The organism is Mycobacterium sp. ST-F2 (assembly GCF_001905655.1).
Classification (GTDB): domain Bacteria; phylum Actinomycetota; class Actinomycetes; order Mycobacteriales; family Mycobacteriaceae; genus Mycobacterium.
In genome coordinates this window covers 1-14,995 of sequence record NZ_JMHT01000048.1, presented here as the reverse complement: position 1 = coordinate 14,995, position 14,995 = coordinate 1, and the positions used below count along the sequence as shown (strand labels likewise).

12 protein-coding genes and 2 pseudogenes are annotated in these 14,995 nt (G+C 66.6%); 6 read left to right on the top strand and 8 right to left on the bottom strand.

Annotated features, from left to right (window positions below; genetic code table 11):
* Positions 1–7: 7 nt before the first annotated feature.
* Both pstA and pstB read left to right on the top strand, forming a co-directional pair.
* A complete protein-coding gene (pstA, locus tag EB75_RS17660; protein ID WP_073696671.1) occupies positions 8–922 on the top strand; it encodes a phosphate ABC transporter permease PstA in 915 nt (304 codons plus the stop codon).
* Between the two features lie 16 nt (positions 923–938).
* Positions 939–1,715, top strand: coding sequence for a phosphate ABC transporter ATP-binding protein PstB (gene pstB, locus EB75_RS17655; protein WP_073696645.1), 777 nt, complete (start codon positions 939–941; stop codon positions 1,713–1,715).
* Between the two features lie 87 nt (positions 1,716–1,802).
* Here the strand turns inward: pstB and EB75_RS17650 are convergent, their stop codons facing one another.
* Both EB75_RS17650 and EB75_RS17645 read right to left on the bottom strand, forming a co-directional pair.
* Complete coding sequence (locus tag EB75_RS17650; RefSeq protein WP_073696644.1) at positions 1,803–2,675, bottom strand: type IV toxin-antitoxin system AbiEi family antitoxin domain-containing protein; 873 nt, start codon at positions 2,673–2,675, stop codon at positions 1,803–1,805.
* Positions 2,676–2,825: 150 nt separating this feature from the next.
* Positions 2,826–3,278, bottom strand: a pseudogene (locus EB75_RS17645) (zinc-binding alcohol dehydrogenase family protein); the annotation flags it as partial.
* Between EB75_RS17645 and EB75_RS17640 the strand changes: the two are divergent.
* Positions 3,277–3,670, top strand: a pseudogene (locus EB75_RS17640) (MarR family winged helix-turn-helix transcriptional regulator); the annotation flags it as partial. The pseudogenes EB75_RS17645 and EB75_RS17640 sit on opposite strands and share 2 nt — an antisense overlap.
* Positions 3,671–3,747: 77 nt before the next feature.
* On the opposite strand, the gene phoU reads toward EB75_RS17640, so the two are convergent.
* The 5 genes from phoU to EB75_RS17615 form a co-directional block, all read right to left on the bottom strand.
* Positions 3,748–4,416: a phosphate signaling complex protein PhoU gene (phoU, locus tag EB75_RS17635; RefSeq protein ID WP_073696643.1), complete on the bottom strand. Its 669-nt coding sequence runs from the start codon at positions 4,414–4,416 to the stop codon at positions 3,748–3,750.
* Positions 4,417–4,494: 78 nt separating this feature from the next.
* The gene (locus EB75_RS17630; protein ID WP_073696642.1) at positions 4,495–6,627 is read right to left on the bottom strand and encodes an LCP family protein; all 2,133 of its coding nucleotides are present in this window, start codon (positions 6,625–6,627) and stop codon (positions 4,495–4,497) included.
* 2 nt (positions 6,628–6,629) lie between these two features.
* Entirely contained in the window at positions 6,630–7,805 is a 1,176-nt protein-coding gene (gene dusB, locus EB75_RS17625; RefSeq protein ID WP_217267711.1) for a tRNA dihydrouridine synthase DusB, read from the bottom strand.
* The gene (locus EB75_RS17620; protein WP_073696640.1) at positions 7,793–8,794 is read right to left on the bottom strand and encodes an acyl-ACP desaturase; all 1,002 of its coding nucleotides are present in this window, start codon (positions 8,792–8,794) and stop codon (positions 7,793–7,795) included. The genes dusB and EB75_RS17620 overlap by 13 nt, the downstream gene beginning before the upstream one ends.
* A gap of 137 nt (positions 8,795–8,931) precedes the next feature.
* Positions 8,932–9,519 (bottom strand): TetR/AcrR family transcriptional regulator, encoded by a 588-nt coding sequence (locus EB75_RS17615; RefSeq protein ID WP_073696639.1) that lies wholly within the window; start codon positions 9,517–9,519, stop codon positions 8,932–8,934.
* Between the two features lie 70 nt (positions 9,520–9,589).
* Between EB75_RS17615 and EB75_RS17610 the strand changes: the two genes are divergently transcribed.
* From EB75_RS17610 to EB75_RS17600, 3 genes are all read left to right on the top strand, one after another.
* The gene (locus EB75_RS17610; RefSeq protein WP_073696670.1) at positions 9,590–10,594 is read left to right on the top strand and encodes an oxygenase MpaB family protein; all 1,005 of its coding nucleotides are present in this window, start codon (positions 9,590–9,592) and stop codon (positions 10,592–10,594) included.
* Between the two features lie 98 nt (positions 10,595–10,692).
* Entirely contained in the window at positions 10,693–11,829 is a 1,137-nt protein-coding gene (locus EB75_RS17605; protein WP_073696638.1) for a serine/threonine-protein kinase, read from the top strand.
* Between the two features lie 272 nt (positions 11,830–12,101).
* The gene (locus EB75_RS17600) at positions 12,102–13,370 is read left to right on the top strand and encodes a PE-PPE domain-containing protein (protein ID WP_073696637.1); all 1,269 of its coding nucleotides are present in this window, start codon (positions 12,102–12,104) and stop codon (positions 13,368–13,370) included.
* A 1-nt stretch (position 13,371) separates the two neighbouring features.
* Here EB75_RS17600 and EB75_RS17595 read toward each other — a convergent pair.
* A partial coding sequence (locus EB75_RS17595; protein ID WP_217267710.1) for an AMP-binding protein occupies positions 13,372–14,995 on the bottom strand: 1,624 nt, incomplete at its 5' end.

Below are 14,995 nucleotides of genomic sequence, written 5' to 3'. Positions count from 1 at the left end.
CGCGAAGATGGCGGCGATGCTGGAGCGGCCGGTCAAGCACCAGTCGTTCGAAGGGGTGGGCCTGCGCCGGAAGGTGACCGACAAGGTTGCGACGGTGCTGGTCAGCCTGTCGCTGCTGGTCGCGCTGATCCCCCTGGTGTGGGTGCTGTATTCCGTTGTCACCAAGGGCTATAAGGCCATCACGTCGGCGGAGTGGTTCACCAACTCGCAGTCCGGCATGACGGCGTTCGACGCAGGCGGCGGTGCGTACCACGCCATCGTCGGCACCGTGCTGCAAGCCCTGGTGTGTGCCGCCATCTCGATCCCGATCGGCGTGATGGTGGCGGTGTACCTGGTGGAGTACGGCGGCGGCACCAAGCTGGGCAAGGTCACCACGTTCATGGTCGACATCCTCACCGGTGTCCCGTCGATCGTTGCCGCGCTGTTCATCTACGCGCTGTGGGTGGCCACCCTGGGCTTCCAGCGCACCGGTTTCGCGGTGTCACTGTCACTGGTACTGCTGATGATCCCCGTCATCGTGCGGGCCACCGAGGAGATGCTGCGCATCGTCCCGATGGACCTGCGTGAGGCCAGCTACGCATTGGGCATTCCCAAGTGGAAAACCATTGTGCGCATTGTCATCCCGACGGCGCTGTCGGGCATCGTCACGGGCATCATGCTGTCGCTGGCCCGCGTCATGGGCGAGACGGCCCCGCTGCTGGTCCTGGTGGGCTACGCACAGGCCATGAACTTCGACATGTTCGGCGGCTTCATGGGCTCGCTGCCGGGCATGATGTACGACCAGATCGGCGCCGGTGCCGGCGCCAACGAGGTCCCCACTGACAGGATGTGGGGCGCGGCGCTGACCCTGGTGCTGCTGATCGCACTGCTGAATGTGGCAGCGCGGCTGTGCGCCAAGTTCTTTTCCCCCAAGAAGGTTTGAGCAGGAGTACGGGTTAATGGCCAAGCGTCTGGATCTCAAGGATCTCAACATCTATTACGGCGCGTTCCACGCCGTGCAGAGCGTCAGCCTGTCGGTGGAGCCGCGCAGTGTGACGGCGTTCATCGGGCCGTCGGGCTGCGGTAAGTCGACGGTGCTGCGCACCCTCAACCGCATGCACGAGGTGATCCCGGGCGCGCGCGCCACTGGATCGGTGCTGCTCGACGGTGACGACATCTACGCCCCCGGCGTTGACCCCGTCGGCGTGCGCAAGACCATCGGCATGGTGTTCCAGCGGCCGAACCCGTTCCCCACCATGTCGATTCGTGACAACGTGGTGGCCGGGCTGAAGCTGCAGGGCGTGCGCAACAAGAAGACGCTCGACGAGGTCGCCGAGCGCTCACTCAAGGGCGCCAACCTGTGGAACGAGGTCAAGGACCGGCTCGACAAGCCCGGTGGTGGGCTCTCCGGCGGTCAGCAGCAGCGGCTGTGCATCGCCCGCGCCATCGCGGTGCAGCCCGACGTGCTCCTGATGGACGAGCCGTGCTCGGCGCTGGACCCGATCTCGACGCTGGCCATCGAGGATCTGATCGCAGAACTGAAGCAGGACTTCACGATTGTGATCGTCACGCACAACATGCAGCAGGCGGCGCGCGTCAGTGATCAGACGGCGTTCTTCAACCTCGAAGCCACCGGCAAGCCGGGCCAGCTCATCGAGATCGACGACACCGAGAAGATCTTCTCCAACCCGTCCAAGAAAGCCACCGAGGACTACATCTCCGGCCGCTTCGGTTAGGTCGGTCACCTAAACCCGCGAGCAGACGTAAAACTGTCGTTTTCGGCTTGAAATTGACAGTTTTACGTCTGCTCGCGGGTGCATCAGTCAGGCTGCGCGGTCGAAATGACGCTTGATCCGCGTGCACAGCTCCACTGGGTATTGCCGGATGTCGTCGACGACTGCCGGAACACTGGTCCAGTTCATCTCCTGCAAGCGCGCTGTCTTGATCCGATCATGTTTGACTGCAATGGGATTCGAGTGCCATTCCATGCTGTCGTATTCGGCGGCGACGCGGAACTCTGGCCACGCGAAATCGAGCCGCCATACTTTGCCGTGAAGGTCTCGGATCTCGTACTGCAATTCGGGAGCGGGAAGCTCCCAATCCATGAAGACCAGTCGCATTTCCGATTCCATCGGTGATTCGGCTCGGGCGTCGGCCAGGGGCAGCATTTCGCGGACGTTGACGACGCCGCGACGACCACGTTGTTCCTCGAGTGCCTGCTGCAGCTCCGTTTGGCTGCAGGTGCCGCTGCGGAGCGCGGCGTCCAGTATCGCCAGCACCCGTGGACGCTTCAATGTCCGCGCGACCTCGATTGCGGTCCACGCGGGCGCGGTGACCAGGCGGCCGTCAATCTTCTTGAGCGGAGCGCCAATTCGCTGGTGAACCACAAGTTCAGGCGTCGGTCGGATGCGCACGCCCGGGTCGAGAATGTGGGTCCGGTCGTCCTGTTCCGTGTCAAAGTCGTACATCGCGGCAGCGGTGTTCATGCAGGCGACAATCGGGACGTCGGACAGCATGTCCAGAGCGCGGAGGCGGCATGCTGTGTCCGGAGGCTGCGCGGAATAGACACCGTGGCACACGCGGAACACTTCGCCGGCCCGGACCCTACGGGCGAGTGCCCGGTCGGTCATCGTCGCGAGCAACTGCTGGGCGGTCGCCAGCCCGTCATATGTAGCGAATACCTCGTCGAGCGACATGAGGTCGATCGTGGTCGACCGACCGCGTGGGCGCCACCATCCGGTCTCCAGCCCTGTGGATAACTCCGCGAACAGACGTAAAACTGTCGTTTTTCGCTTGAAATCGACAGTTTTACGTCTGCTCGCGAGGGAAGGTGACCCCCTACCCACCTACGGCGTGATGACGACGCGGGTGCCGGAGGGTTCCTTTGCCGCCCAGACGTTTTCGATGTCGGCAAGCGGGCGGGCCACAGTGGTCATCTGTAACTCGCCGGTCTCCAGCATCGCGAACAACCGCGGCAGGCCTTCGGAGCGGGCCCGCATCAGGGCCTCCGGCGGGACGCTGCCGATGCCCACACCCTGGAGTGTGATTCCGGTGCTGCGCAACGTCGCCGCGTCGATATTGATGGTCTCGCCCGTCATCGAACCGACCTGGATGAAGCGGGTGGCGTGGAAATGGCTCGACGAGTGCGCGGCGGCCAGGGCCGCCAGCGTCTGCTGGGCCGGCGTACCCCACAGGTAGTCGATGACGGCATCGAACGGCCGCGCGGAGTGTTGGGCCACAACGCTTTCGGTGAGGTCGTCGGTCCCGAGCGCGATGACGTCGTCGGCTCCGACGGTGCGGCTGGAACACATCGCGCGTGAACTACCCACGCTCAGCCTGCATCTACTGGTGGTGCTCGCCGACGGGCCGATCAGTGTGGTGGGCCTGGCTGCCCGCGCCGGGCAGCTCAAGGGCACCGTGTCGAAGCATGTTCAAAGATTGGTCGATGCCGGGCTCGTGATCCGCTCAGCGGTGCCGGGCAACCGGAAGGAACTGCAGCTGACGCCCACTGCGGACGGGGAGCTGCTCATCGAGGTACACCAGCGTATGCACGACGAGATGGATGCCGGCCGGCACGACTTCCTGTCGCACTACACCGCCGCGGAACTGTCGGTGCTGGCGAAAGATGCTGCAGGACCTGCTGGCGGCCGGCCGTGACGGCGTCCGGCTGGTCCCTGCCGAGCAGACGTAAAACTGTCGATTTGCACGTGAAAACGACAGTTTTACGTCTGCTCGCGAGTAGGAGGTGCCCCCAGCTCGCGAGCGGGCCTAGCGGATGGTGGGCAGGCCGTCGTCGTCGGAGAAACGGCCGGTGACCTGGAAGATCACCCGGCGGGCGACCTCGACGGCGTGATCGGCGAAGCGCTCGTAGAACCGGCTCAGCAGCGTCACGTCGACGGCCGCGGTCACGCCGTGCTTCCATTCCCGGTCCATCATCACGCTGAACAGGTGACGGTGCAGGTCGTCCATCGCGTCGTCTTCTTCGTGGATCCGGGCGGCGCGCTCGGGGTCCTGGGTGAGCAGCACCTCTTGCGCGGTGTTGCCCAATTCGACTGCCAGACGGCCCATTTCGGCGAAGTAGCCGTTGACCTCCTCGGGCAGCGCGTGCTGCGGGTGACGGCGGCGGGCGATCTTGGCGACGTGCAGTGCCAGCGCGCCCATGCGGTCCACGTCGGCGACGATCTGGATGGAGCCGACCACGGACCGCAGGTCACCGGCGACGGGGGACTGCAGGGCCAGCAGGACGAACGCCTGTTCTTCGGCCTGCGTGCTCATGACGGCGATCTGCTCGTGGTCGGAAATGACCTGCTCGGCCAGTACCAGGTCGGCCTGCAACAGGGCCTGGGTCGCGCGCTCCATGGCAACACCGGCCAGTCCGCACATCTCGCCGAGGCGCGCGGTCAGTGATTCAAGCTGCTCGTGGTACGCGGTACGCATGCGCTCCAGACTACTTTCTGGCCAGGGGACATGCCGTGATCTGGCAATGAACGGCCGGTGAATGGGACAGGTCAGATGCTATTTACAGCTGGTGTCGGCCGCATTGGTGACGCTGAGATCTTCCGGCAGTTTGGTCGGTTCGCCCGACAGGGTGCCGTGGGTCACCCGGAGCTGCGCGATTGAGCCGCCGGATGACGGTGCGCCCACCGAGGTGAAATCGGTCCCGAGGACCACCCGTACCACGTCTCCCAGGCCGGACACCTGCTCGACGTGGGCATTGGGCAAAGCCGACGCCACCGTCGCGGCGGCCTGTTCGTGTCCCGCCGAGAAGAACACCGTCGTCGCGGTCACCTGGCCCTGGTAGTCGTCCGGTGAGGTGACGGTGAAGCCGTGCTGTTCCAGCTCTTTGGTCGCGGTCGCGGCCAGGCCGTCCTGCCCGGTCGAGTTCGACACCCGGACCGTCACCTGGCTGGGGTCGCTCGTCGTGGTGTTGACCACTTCGCCGTCCGAGGCGGCCGACGTGGTGCTCGGTGCGGCCGAGGTGGACGGCACCGGGGTGTTGTCGGAGTTGCGTTCCTCGGGCAACGGCTCGTCGTTGATGATGGCGTCGAACAGCGCGCGCATGTCCTGGACGCGGGGCGGCTCATTGCCCTCGGAGTCGGTGACGCCGGTGGGCACCGTGACGAAGGTGACCCGGCCGGCGCTGACGCCCTGGATCGACTGGCCCAGCTGCACCAAATCCTTGGTGGTGACGTTGTCGACGGACGAGTCGTCGATGAAGAGGTTGACGACGTTGTTGAGCTTGCCGAGGTTGAAGAACGTGTCCTTGGAGATCATCGACCGCAACAGCGACGACAGGAACATCTGCTGGCGCTTGATCCGGCCGTAGTCACCGTTGACCTCAGTGGTCACCTGGCGGGCGCGGACGTACTGCAGCGCGGTGTGACCGTCGATGACCTGACGTCCGGAGTTCTCCAGCACGGTGCCCAGCTCGTAGTCCTGCAGGGGCGTGGAGCTGCACACCTCGACGCCGCCGACCGCGTCGACCAGCTTGGAGAAACCCGCGAAATCGACTGCCATGAACCGGTTCACCGACAGGCCGGAGAGCTTCTGGATCACCTTGACCAGGCACTTGGGGCCACCGAACGAGTAGGCCGAGTTCAGCTTGGTCTCGGTGTAAACCTGGTCGGGCCCATAGCTTTTGGTGTCTTCGTCGTAGATCGGCCCGTACATGCCGGTCTTCGGATCCCAGGCTTCGCACTGCGTCTGCTTGATGGCCAGGTCGCGCGGGAACGACACTGCCACAACACGTTTGCGGTTCGCCGGGATGTTGACGAGCATGATGGTGTCCGAGCGCGCACCACCGGCCTCTTCGGTGGTGCCGGCGCCCATGTCCGCGTTCTGGCCGTAGCGGCTGTCCACGCCGACGATCAGGAAGTTCTCGTCGCCGAACTGCGCGTTGGGGTCGACGATGTCGCGCGAGTTGAGGTCCAGCGCCGAGACCCGGTTCATGTTGTTGTTCTTGATGTTCTGCCACTGCCAGGCAGCGCCGGTCATGGCCAGCGCGATGACGGCGGCCAGCGCCATGAGGACGCGACCGGCCACCGCGAACCGGTGCCGGGTGTGGTGGTCGACGGGCGGCGGGGCATCGGCGTGGGCGGGCCGTTCCGGATGGTCGATGTAGTTCCGCACATCCGTGCGCACCACGGCGCGCGGCCGTTCGGGCAGCTCGACAGGGTCCGCCGGCGTCACCAGGGGCGCACTGAAAACCTCTGTGGCGGCCTCGGTTTCGGGCCGGCGGCGGGGGGCGCGCGTGGGTGCCTCAGCGGCCGGGCTGACGGGCACCGGAGGCGGGGACGCCGGCTGCGGCTCGGGACGGGCCACCGGCTTCGGCTCGGGACGGGCCACCGGCTTCGGCGCAGGCGCGGGCCGCTGGGGTTCCGGTGCCTTGGCTGGTGAGGGGGCTTCGATGGCCGGGGCCGGCGGGACCGTGCCACCGGAGAGCCGCGCGATCAGTTCGGCGACCGTGACGCCACCACCGCCGTGACTGCCGGTGACCTCGCCGTCGTCCGGCTGGTCCGTCAGCCGACCGTCCCGTTCCCACGGTGCCCGCACCGGACCCGAGGCCCGCGTTGTACGGGTCACCCAGGGGTTGTCGCCGGCAGCATCGCCGTCACCCTCGCCGGGGGTGGTCCGGTCACGGTCGCTCACGTCTACCCGCCAGAGTTGACCAAGTCAGCGCCGAACGGCACTGTGCAGTCGTCGGGATCATCCAGCCAGCCTTCGGGCAGCACCACAGAGCCCGGCGAGCCCTGCCGGCCCCGCGGGCCCTCCGCGCAATCCGGGAACGGCACATCCGAGTCCAGTTGGGTGAGCAGCTCATCCAACTCGGCCAAGGTCTTCACCAGCGCCAGGGCGCGACGCAGGTCGGCGCCGGCGGGCAGGCCGTGCAGGTACCAGGCGACGTGCTTGCGGATGTCGCGCATGCCCTTGTCCTCGCCGAAGTGGTCGGCGAGGAGTTGGCCGTGGCGTCGGATGATGTTCGCGATTTCGCCGAGGGTAGGCGGTGTGGGTCGGGGCTGCCCATTGAAGGCCGCCGACAGCTCGGCGAACAGCCAGGGCCGGCCCAGGCAGCCGCGGCCGATGACGACGCCGTCGCACCCGGTCTCGGCCATCATGCGCAGTGCGTCGTCGGCGTCGAAGATGTCGCCGTTTCCGAGCACCGGGACGCCAGTGACGTGGGCTTTCAGTGCGGCGATCTGGTCCCAGTCGGCGGTGCCGGAATAGCGCTGCGCGGCGGTGCGGGCATGCAGTGCGACGGCCGCGGCGCCTTCCTCGGCGGCGATCCGGCCGGCATCGAGGTGGGTGTGGTGGGCGTCGTCGATCCCGATCCGGAACTTCACGGTGACGGGAATGTCGGTGCCTTCGGTGGCGCGCACGGCTGCCGCCACGATCTGGCCGAACAGCTTGCGTTTGTAAGGCAGGGCCGAACCGCCGCCGCGGCGGGTGACCTTGGGCACCGGGCAGCCGAAGTTCATGTCGATGTGGTCGGCCATGTTCTCGTCGACGATCATCTTGGCCGCAGCGTACGTGGTGGCGGGGTCGACGGTATAGAGCTGCAGCGAGCGGGGTGATTCCTCGGGCGCGAACGTCGTCATGTGCATGGTCGCCGCGTTGCGCTCGACCAGCGCCCGCGCGGTGACCATCTCGCAGACGTACAGACCGCTCACCGTGCCCACCCGGGCCAGCTCCTGCTCGCGGCACAGGGTGCGGAAGGCGACGTTCGTCACACCCGCCATGGGGGCGAGGACGACCGGAGAGCGCAACGAGATCGGCCCGATCCGAAGGGATCGGGCCGTCTCGCTGACAGCTTCGGTTACGACGCTGATGTCGACACCAGGAGGTTCTTCATGGCCTTCTTCTCGGCCATCTTGCGTTCACGCTCGAGGCGACGTTCCTTGGCCACCTCGAATTTCGCGCAGGTGTCCTCGAGCTCGTTGATGATCCGGCCCAGGTCGTCGCGCAGTCGCGCGCCTTCGCCGGTGAAGTCCTCGCGCTCGAAGATGCGCCACTTCTTGAGCACCGGCATGAGGACGTCGTCGAGGTGGATACGCGGGTCGTAGACGCCACCGACGGCGATGATGACGGCCTTGCGGCGGAAGTCGGGCACGGTGTACCCGGGCATCTTGAAGTTCTCCACGATGCGGTGCAGCGAGGCCATCGCCTGGTTCGGGTTGATGTCCAGTCCGGCGGCCGAGACATCGCGGTAGAAGATCATGTGCAGGTTCTCGTCACCCGAGATGCGCTGCAGCAGCTGGTCGGCGACGGGATCGTTGCAGGCCTTGCCGGTGTTGCGGTGCGAGACGCGGGTGGCCAGCTCCTGGAACGAGACGTACATGACCGAGTCGAACAGGCTCTCGGCGAACAGATCACCCTGCAGGTTCTGGCCGGGCGAGAAGCCACGGGTGACCTGCTCGACACGCAGTTCCTCGAGCTCGACCGGGTCGCAGTTGCGGGTGACGACGAGGTAGTCACGCAGGGCGATGCCGTGGCGGTTCTCCTCGGCGGTCCACCGGTTCACCCAGTAGCCCCAGGCGCCGTCCATGCCCATGTTCATCGCGATCTCGCGGTGGTAGGACGGCAGGTTGTCCTCGGTCAGCAGGTTCTGGACCATGGCGGTCTGGGCCACCTCGGAGAGCTTGGCCTGATCCGGATCCCAGTCCTGGCCGCCGAGGGCGTAGTAGTTCTTGCCCTCTTTCCAGGGGATGTAGTCATGCGGGTTCCAGTCTTTCCGCATGCTCATATGGCGGTCGACGAGCGTCTCGACGACCGGCTCCAGCTCGTGCAGGAGCTGCAGGTCGGTGTAGTCGGCTGTCATGGCGCCTCCCGATATATCTGTACCTGTTGGTAGCAGTCAGAGTATCTGTGTCGGGTAGTGACATCAAGTTTGTGTGACGCATGTCCGATCGGATGAATCTGAACTGTGATGTCGCGGCCGTGTACGTGTTACCGGTGCTACCGGTGCGCGGGGATCCGGCTCATCAGCATGTCGACGCAGTAATCGACGAACTGTTCGCGGGTGACCGGCAGCTTTCCGCCCAGATATCCGGTGAACAGCGCCGTCAGGGCGCCGATCAGGCTGGTCGCTTCCAGGGCCCGCCGGGTGGGGTCGGAGTCGGGGAACATCTTGTGCTGCAGCAACTCGATGAAGCTCGGCATCCAGGCGGCGCCGGACCGGGTGAGGACGGGTTCCTGCGCCGGGGCGATCAGCAGGACCCGGCCGCGGGTCGGGTCGTCGACCATCATCGTGACGAAGCGCTCGACGGCGTCGCGGGCGCCCTGCGAGGAGGTCAGCGCCGCCATGGCGGTGGTGCACACCTCGTCGTAGACGGCGCGGACGAAATCGTCACGGTCGGTGAAGCTTTCGTAGAAGTAGCGCTCGGTCAGGCCGGCGGCGCGGCACACCGCGCGCACCGTCGCCGAGGGGCCGTCGGAATGGCCGAGCGCGGCGATGCCGGCGTCGATGAGCGCCTCGCGGCGCCGGGTCGGACGGTCCGCCAGTGGGACGGTGGACCAGCGGCCCTGTCGTTGACCGGAAGGCACGTGACTCCTAGGCTGTGGGCTGACAACGCGTGTAGTCAGGATACCCGCTGACATCCAGGAAAGAATGCCGGTGACCCAAAATACTTCCGACGTATGCCCCGTGACCAGCGATTCTGCCCCCGCGTCGGCCGGCTGCCCCGTCGCCCCCGGCGGCTACGACGTGGTGCCGCTCGGGCCGGACTCGTTGACGTGGAAGTACTTCGGCCAATGGACCGGGCTGTTCCAGGGCTCCTGGGCGGGCTCCATGCAGAACATGCATCCGCAGCTCGGAGCGGCCGTCGAGGAGCACTCGATCTTCTTCATCGAACGGATGCCGCGACTGTTCCGGTCGATCTACCCGATCGGTGGTGTGGTGTTCGACGGCTACCGCGCGCCGCAGACCGGCGCCGAGGTCCGCGACTACCACGTCGGCATCAAAGGGGTGGACAAGCAGGGGCGGCGCTACAGCGCACTGAATCCCGACGTCTTCTACTGGGCGCACGCGACGTTCTTCAAATCCACCCTCATGGCCGCCGAGAAATTCGGCGGCGGCCTCTCCGAGGCGGACAAGCGTCAGCTGTTCGACGAGCATGTCACCTGGTACCGCATGTACGGCATGAGCATGCGCCCCGTACCGAAGAGCTGGGAGGAATTCCAGGACTACTGGGACCACATGTGTCGCAATGTGCTGGAGAAGAACTGGGCCGCGACGACCGTCATGGAACTGTCGACCATGCCCAAACATCCTTCGCTGCAATGGATTCCGGATTGGTTATGGTCCAGGAACCTCAAGGTGATGGAGCGCTTCCTGACCTTCATGACGGTGGCGCTGTACGACGAGCCGGTGCGTGAGCTGATGGGGTACACCTGGTCGCCCCGGCAGCAGTGGCTGCATGACCGGCTGTGCGCGGTGATCACGCTGGCCGCGAAGTACGGGCCCAAGCGGGCGCTGATGCACCCGCGCAAGCGCTCGGCGATGGACCGGGCGTCCGGCCGGTTGCCCGTCGATTCGCCGCTGGTGCAGACTCCCGCGCGCAACCTGCCGCCCCTCGAATACCGAGGCCAGCCGCAGTTCTACTGCCCAGAGGTCGACTGAGCCGGGGCGGTTGCGGTACTCGCAGCAATTCGAGGGGTCTGCGAGATCGATTCGACCGCTGCCGTTCCCCGACCGCCATCAGGGCTAGCGTTGGGGCCATGCCAGTGCCCGCTGTCCTCGCCGAGCGCTATCAGTTGCGCGGGACGCTGGGGCATGGCGGAATGGCCGAAGTGCGCGACGCCTGGGACACCCAGTTGCAGCGTCCGGTGGCCGTCAAACTGCTCTACCCGCAGTTCAGCGCGCAGCCGGATTTCCGGCGCCGTTTCGAGATCGAGGCCCGCGCCGCTGCCGGCCTGAACCATCCGCATGTCGTCGCGGTCCACGATTACGGCGAGCACGACGGCACGCCGTACATCGTCATGGAGCGGCTACCGGGACGGACGCTGGCGGACGCGATGGCTACGGGACCCCTGCCGCAGCAGCGGATCCGGTCGATTCTCGACGACGTGCTCTCGGCGCTCGCGGTGGCGCACGCGGCTGGCATCCTGCATCGGGACATCAAGCCCGGGAACATCCTCCTGGACGGTTCGGGGTCGGCGAAACTCGCCGACTTCGGTATTGCCAAGAGTGGCGATTCGAGCCACACGATGGCAGGGCAGATCGTCGGGACCCTCGGCTATCTCAGCGTCGAGCGGCTGTCGGGGCGGCCCGCGACCGTCGCGGACGATCTGTACGCAGTCGGTGTGGTCGGGTATCAGGCGCTCACCGGTCGGCTGCCGTTTCCTCAGGACAACGTGGTTGCGCTCGCCCGTGCCGTCGCCGAGGAAAACCCGGTGCCGGTCACCGTGGTCCGGCCCGATGCCGACCCGGCTCTTGCGAGCGTCGTCGAACGGGCGATGGCCCGCGATCGGCGCTGGCGGTTCAGTAGCGCCGACGAGATGCGCGCGGTGCTGTCCGGCGCTGTGCCTGCCGCTCGTCCACACACGCTGGTGCTCGACCAGCCGCTCCCGGATCCGGCGACCACGCTGCTGCCGGTGGGCGCTCCGCGGCGTCGGTCGCGGTTCCTGCTCTGGGCCGCGGTGGCCATCGTGTTGCTGGTGACGGTTGTCGCGGTGATCGCCGATGCCGCGTCGCGGCCGGCCACGCCGGCTCCGGTCGGCACCAGCACGTCGGAGTCGACCGCGACATCCACGCCGGTTCCGCCGCTGACGTCGACCCCGACTGTTGAGACCCCGCCGCCCACGGGCCCCGGCAACGGTCGGGGCAAAGGCCCCAAGAACAAGCACCACGACTGAGCGCCGGTGCGCGGCACTCCCCGGTGCCCATCAGGTACCGATGTAGCGGCGCAGCTCCAAACATGATCGAAGCTGGTTGCTGGCGAATTTGTGCAAATTTGCCATTGGTTAGTGATTCGGATACTCGCAAGGCAGTTTCACGCTTTGACAAGCATTTTCGGACGTTGCCGCGATGATCATCAGATTTGCCAATCATTTCGCTGGTCAACGTAGTACGGTCCCGGGGTAGCTGGTGAGCAATCCAGGGAGAGACCGAGGAACGGCGGGTCCGTATGGCCGGGAAGCATCGTGAAGCTCGACGTGCGGCGACGCGGCGATGGTCGCGCGGGGCCGCCGCGGTAACGGTGACGGCTGCGGGCGTCGCGACAGCGTTCACCACCGCCACGACGCGTGTCCCCGTGATGTCGGCGCCGGTGGCGTTGGCGGCGCTGATCACGCCGGCGAACTCCACGGCGCAGTTCTTCGCGGGCTCGGAGTACTACAACCGGGACTGGAGCCCGTACGGGCAGCCGCAGGTGGTGCCGTTCCTCGCCGGGCCGAATGGGATCGCGAATGCGATAGCGGCCAACGCCGACGACCCGCGCGGCATCGTCGTTCTGTCGTCGGGCTGGGGTGCCGGGCAGACGGGCACGGCAATCGGCATCCTGCAGGACCGCAATGACCCCGCGTTGGACAACGTGAAACTCGTGGTGCTCGACAACAACTCGAACCGCGCCGGCGGCGGATTCTGGACCACCTACTGGTTCGGCGCACCCTTCCTGCTGACCTCGGCCGCCCCGACGCCGAGCGACACCACGGTCCCGATAACTGATGTCGCCTACGAGTACAACGTCAACTCCGATGCGCCGACCTACCCGATCAACGTGCTGGCCGACGCCAACACGCTGGCCGCCTACCTCGGGGATTACGGTGCCGAGCGGACCGCGCCGGTGCCGGACGCCGCGCTCGAACCCGTCGCCCCGGGTGCGCAGCACTACCACTACATCGTGGCGCCGGACGGCACAGTCGTTGATACCGTGCCGGTTCCGGGCAACATCACGTACGTGACGTTCACGTCCCCCGGGCTGCCACTACTGCGTCCGGTGCGAATGATCCCGGGCGGCAACATCATTGCGGACCCGATCGAGCCCGCACTGAAAGTGCTGGTCGACGCAGGTTACAAGGACAATTCGCCGATACCGCAGGACCCGGGCGAGACCCGGCCGGTCGGTCTGTTCCCGTCCGTGGCGGAAACGCAGACCGCGTTGGGACGCTTGCCCGGTGCCGTCCAGGAGGGTGCGCAGGCGGCCGCAGGTGACCTCCCCGCGCCACTGGCCGCTACTCCGTCGAGTCCAAAGGTGTTGGCCGCGAGCACCGATACGCCGCCGGCCAAGAACCTCGTCGACATGACGACGGGGAACAAGGCCGCGCCGCATGTCGGCCTGCCCAACCCCGGCAGCATGGCGAACCGCGCTGCCGGTGCCGTCACGTCAACGGTCGGTGGGGTGGTGAGCGGGCTGACTGGTGGCCTGCCGAAGCTCAAGGCTCCCGGCAGCCCGTAGCTCAGTCCGTCCAGGTCATCAGGTCGCGCTTGAGCACCTTGCCGGTGGGGTTGCGCGGCAGCTCATCGAGGAACACCACCTCGCGCGGCACCTTGTAGCGGGCCAGGTTGTCCTTGACGAACTGCTTGAGGTCGGCTTCCGAGACCTCGGCGCCCGAGACGGTGACCACGAAGGCGCGCAAGCGTTTTCCGAATTCCTCGTCGTCGACGCCGACGGCGGAGGCTTCCACGATGGCGGGATGGGTGACCAGCAGTTCCTCGACCTCGACGGGGAACACGTTCTCGCCGCCGGAGACGATCATGTCGTCGTCGCGGCCGTCGATGTACAGCCGGCCCTTGTCGTCGAAGTGCCCGACGTCGCCGCTGGCCATCAGACCGTCGATGAATTCCTTGGTGCCACCACCGGTGTAGCCCTCGAATTGTGTTGCGGCGCCGACGAATATCCGGCCTGTGCCAGGTGAGGGTACCTCGCGGCCGTTGTCGTCGAAGATCTTGATCCGGCAGCCGAGCATCGGCTTGCCGACCGACGTAGGGGCTTCGCGAACGTCGGCCGGGGTGGCCATGGTCGCCAGTGCGACTTCCGTTGAGCCGTAGAGGTTGTAGACGACCTCGCCCAGCAGATCCTGCGCCGCGGTCGCGACGGCGGCCGGCAACTGGGAGCCGGCGCAGAAGATGGCCCGCAGGCTCGAGGTGTCGTAGCTGCGGACGGTGTTGTCGCCCAGGGCAAGTACCCGCTGCAACATGATCGGCACGACGCACACTGTGGTCGCCTTGTGCTTCTCGATGTCCGCCACCAGTTGCTCGGCCTCGAACTTGCGCCGCAGCACCAACTTCGAGCCGAGGGCGATCGTCATGATCGCGATCAGCAGGCCCGTGCCGTGGAACAGTGGCGGGCCGATGATGGTGGCTTCGCGGGCGCGCATCGGCAGCCGCTCGAGGAGACCGCCCGGGAGGATGAAGCTGCGCGGCTCGGCGCGCGGTGCGCCCTTGGGCGTGCCCGTCGTCCCACTCGTCAGCAGGATGATCCGGCCCTGCTTGGCCGGCGCCGGTGGTGCCTTGGGCGACGCGCTCGCGGCGAGGGTGTCGAGATCGTCACTCGCGCTGTCGATATCGGCAACAAACGTGCCCTTCGGTGCCTCGATATCGGCGACCAGATCAGTGAATTCGACGTCGTGCACCAGCAGATCGACACCTTCGCGGTTCGCGACTTCCGCCGCCTGCCGGGCCGAGAACGCGGTGTTGAGCCATACCGCGTTGACGCCGGCGCGGGACGCGGCGAACGCCACGATCAGCGGTCCGCGATGGTTGCGGCAGAGGATGCCGACGGTGTCACCTGGGGCGAGCCGATCCCGGAATGCGTTGGCAATCCGGTCAACTGCCTCGTCGAACTCGGCATAGGTGAGCTCGCCGCGTTCGTCAGCGATCGCCGGATACGCGCCGTGCCGGATCGCCGCGATACGCGGCGCGGCGCCGAACGGCCCGTAGGTGTCGAGTGCCGCCAGGACCTGCACCAAGCGGTGCGGCAGGTCGACGCCGATGGCGCCGGCCCGCACCAGTGCCACGAGTGCGCGGGTTTCGAGGCCGGCCCGCCGAGCCGGCTCGGGGAGGCGGGGGGTTAGGGGCCTT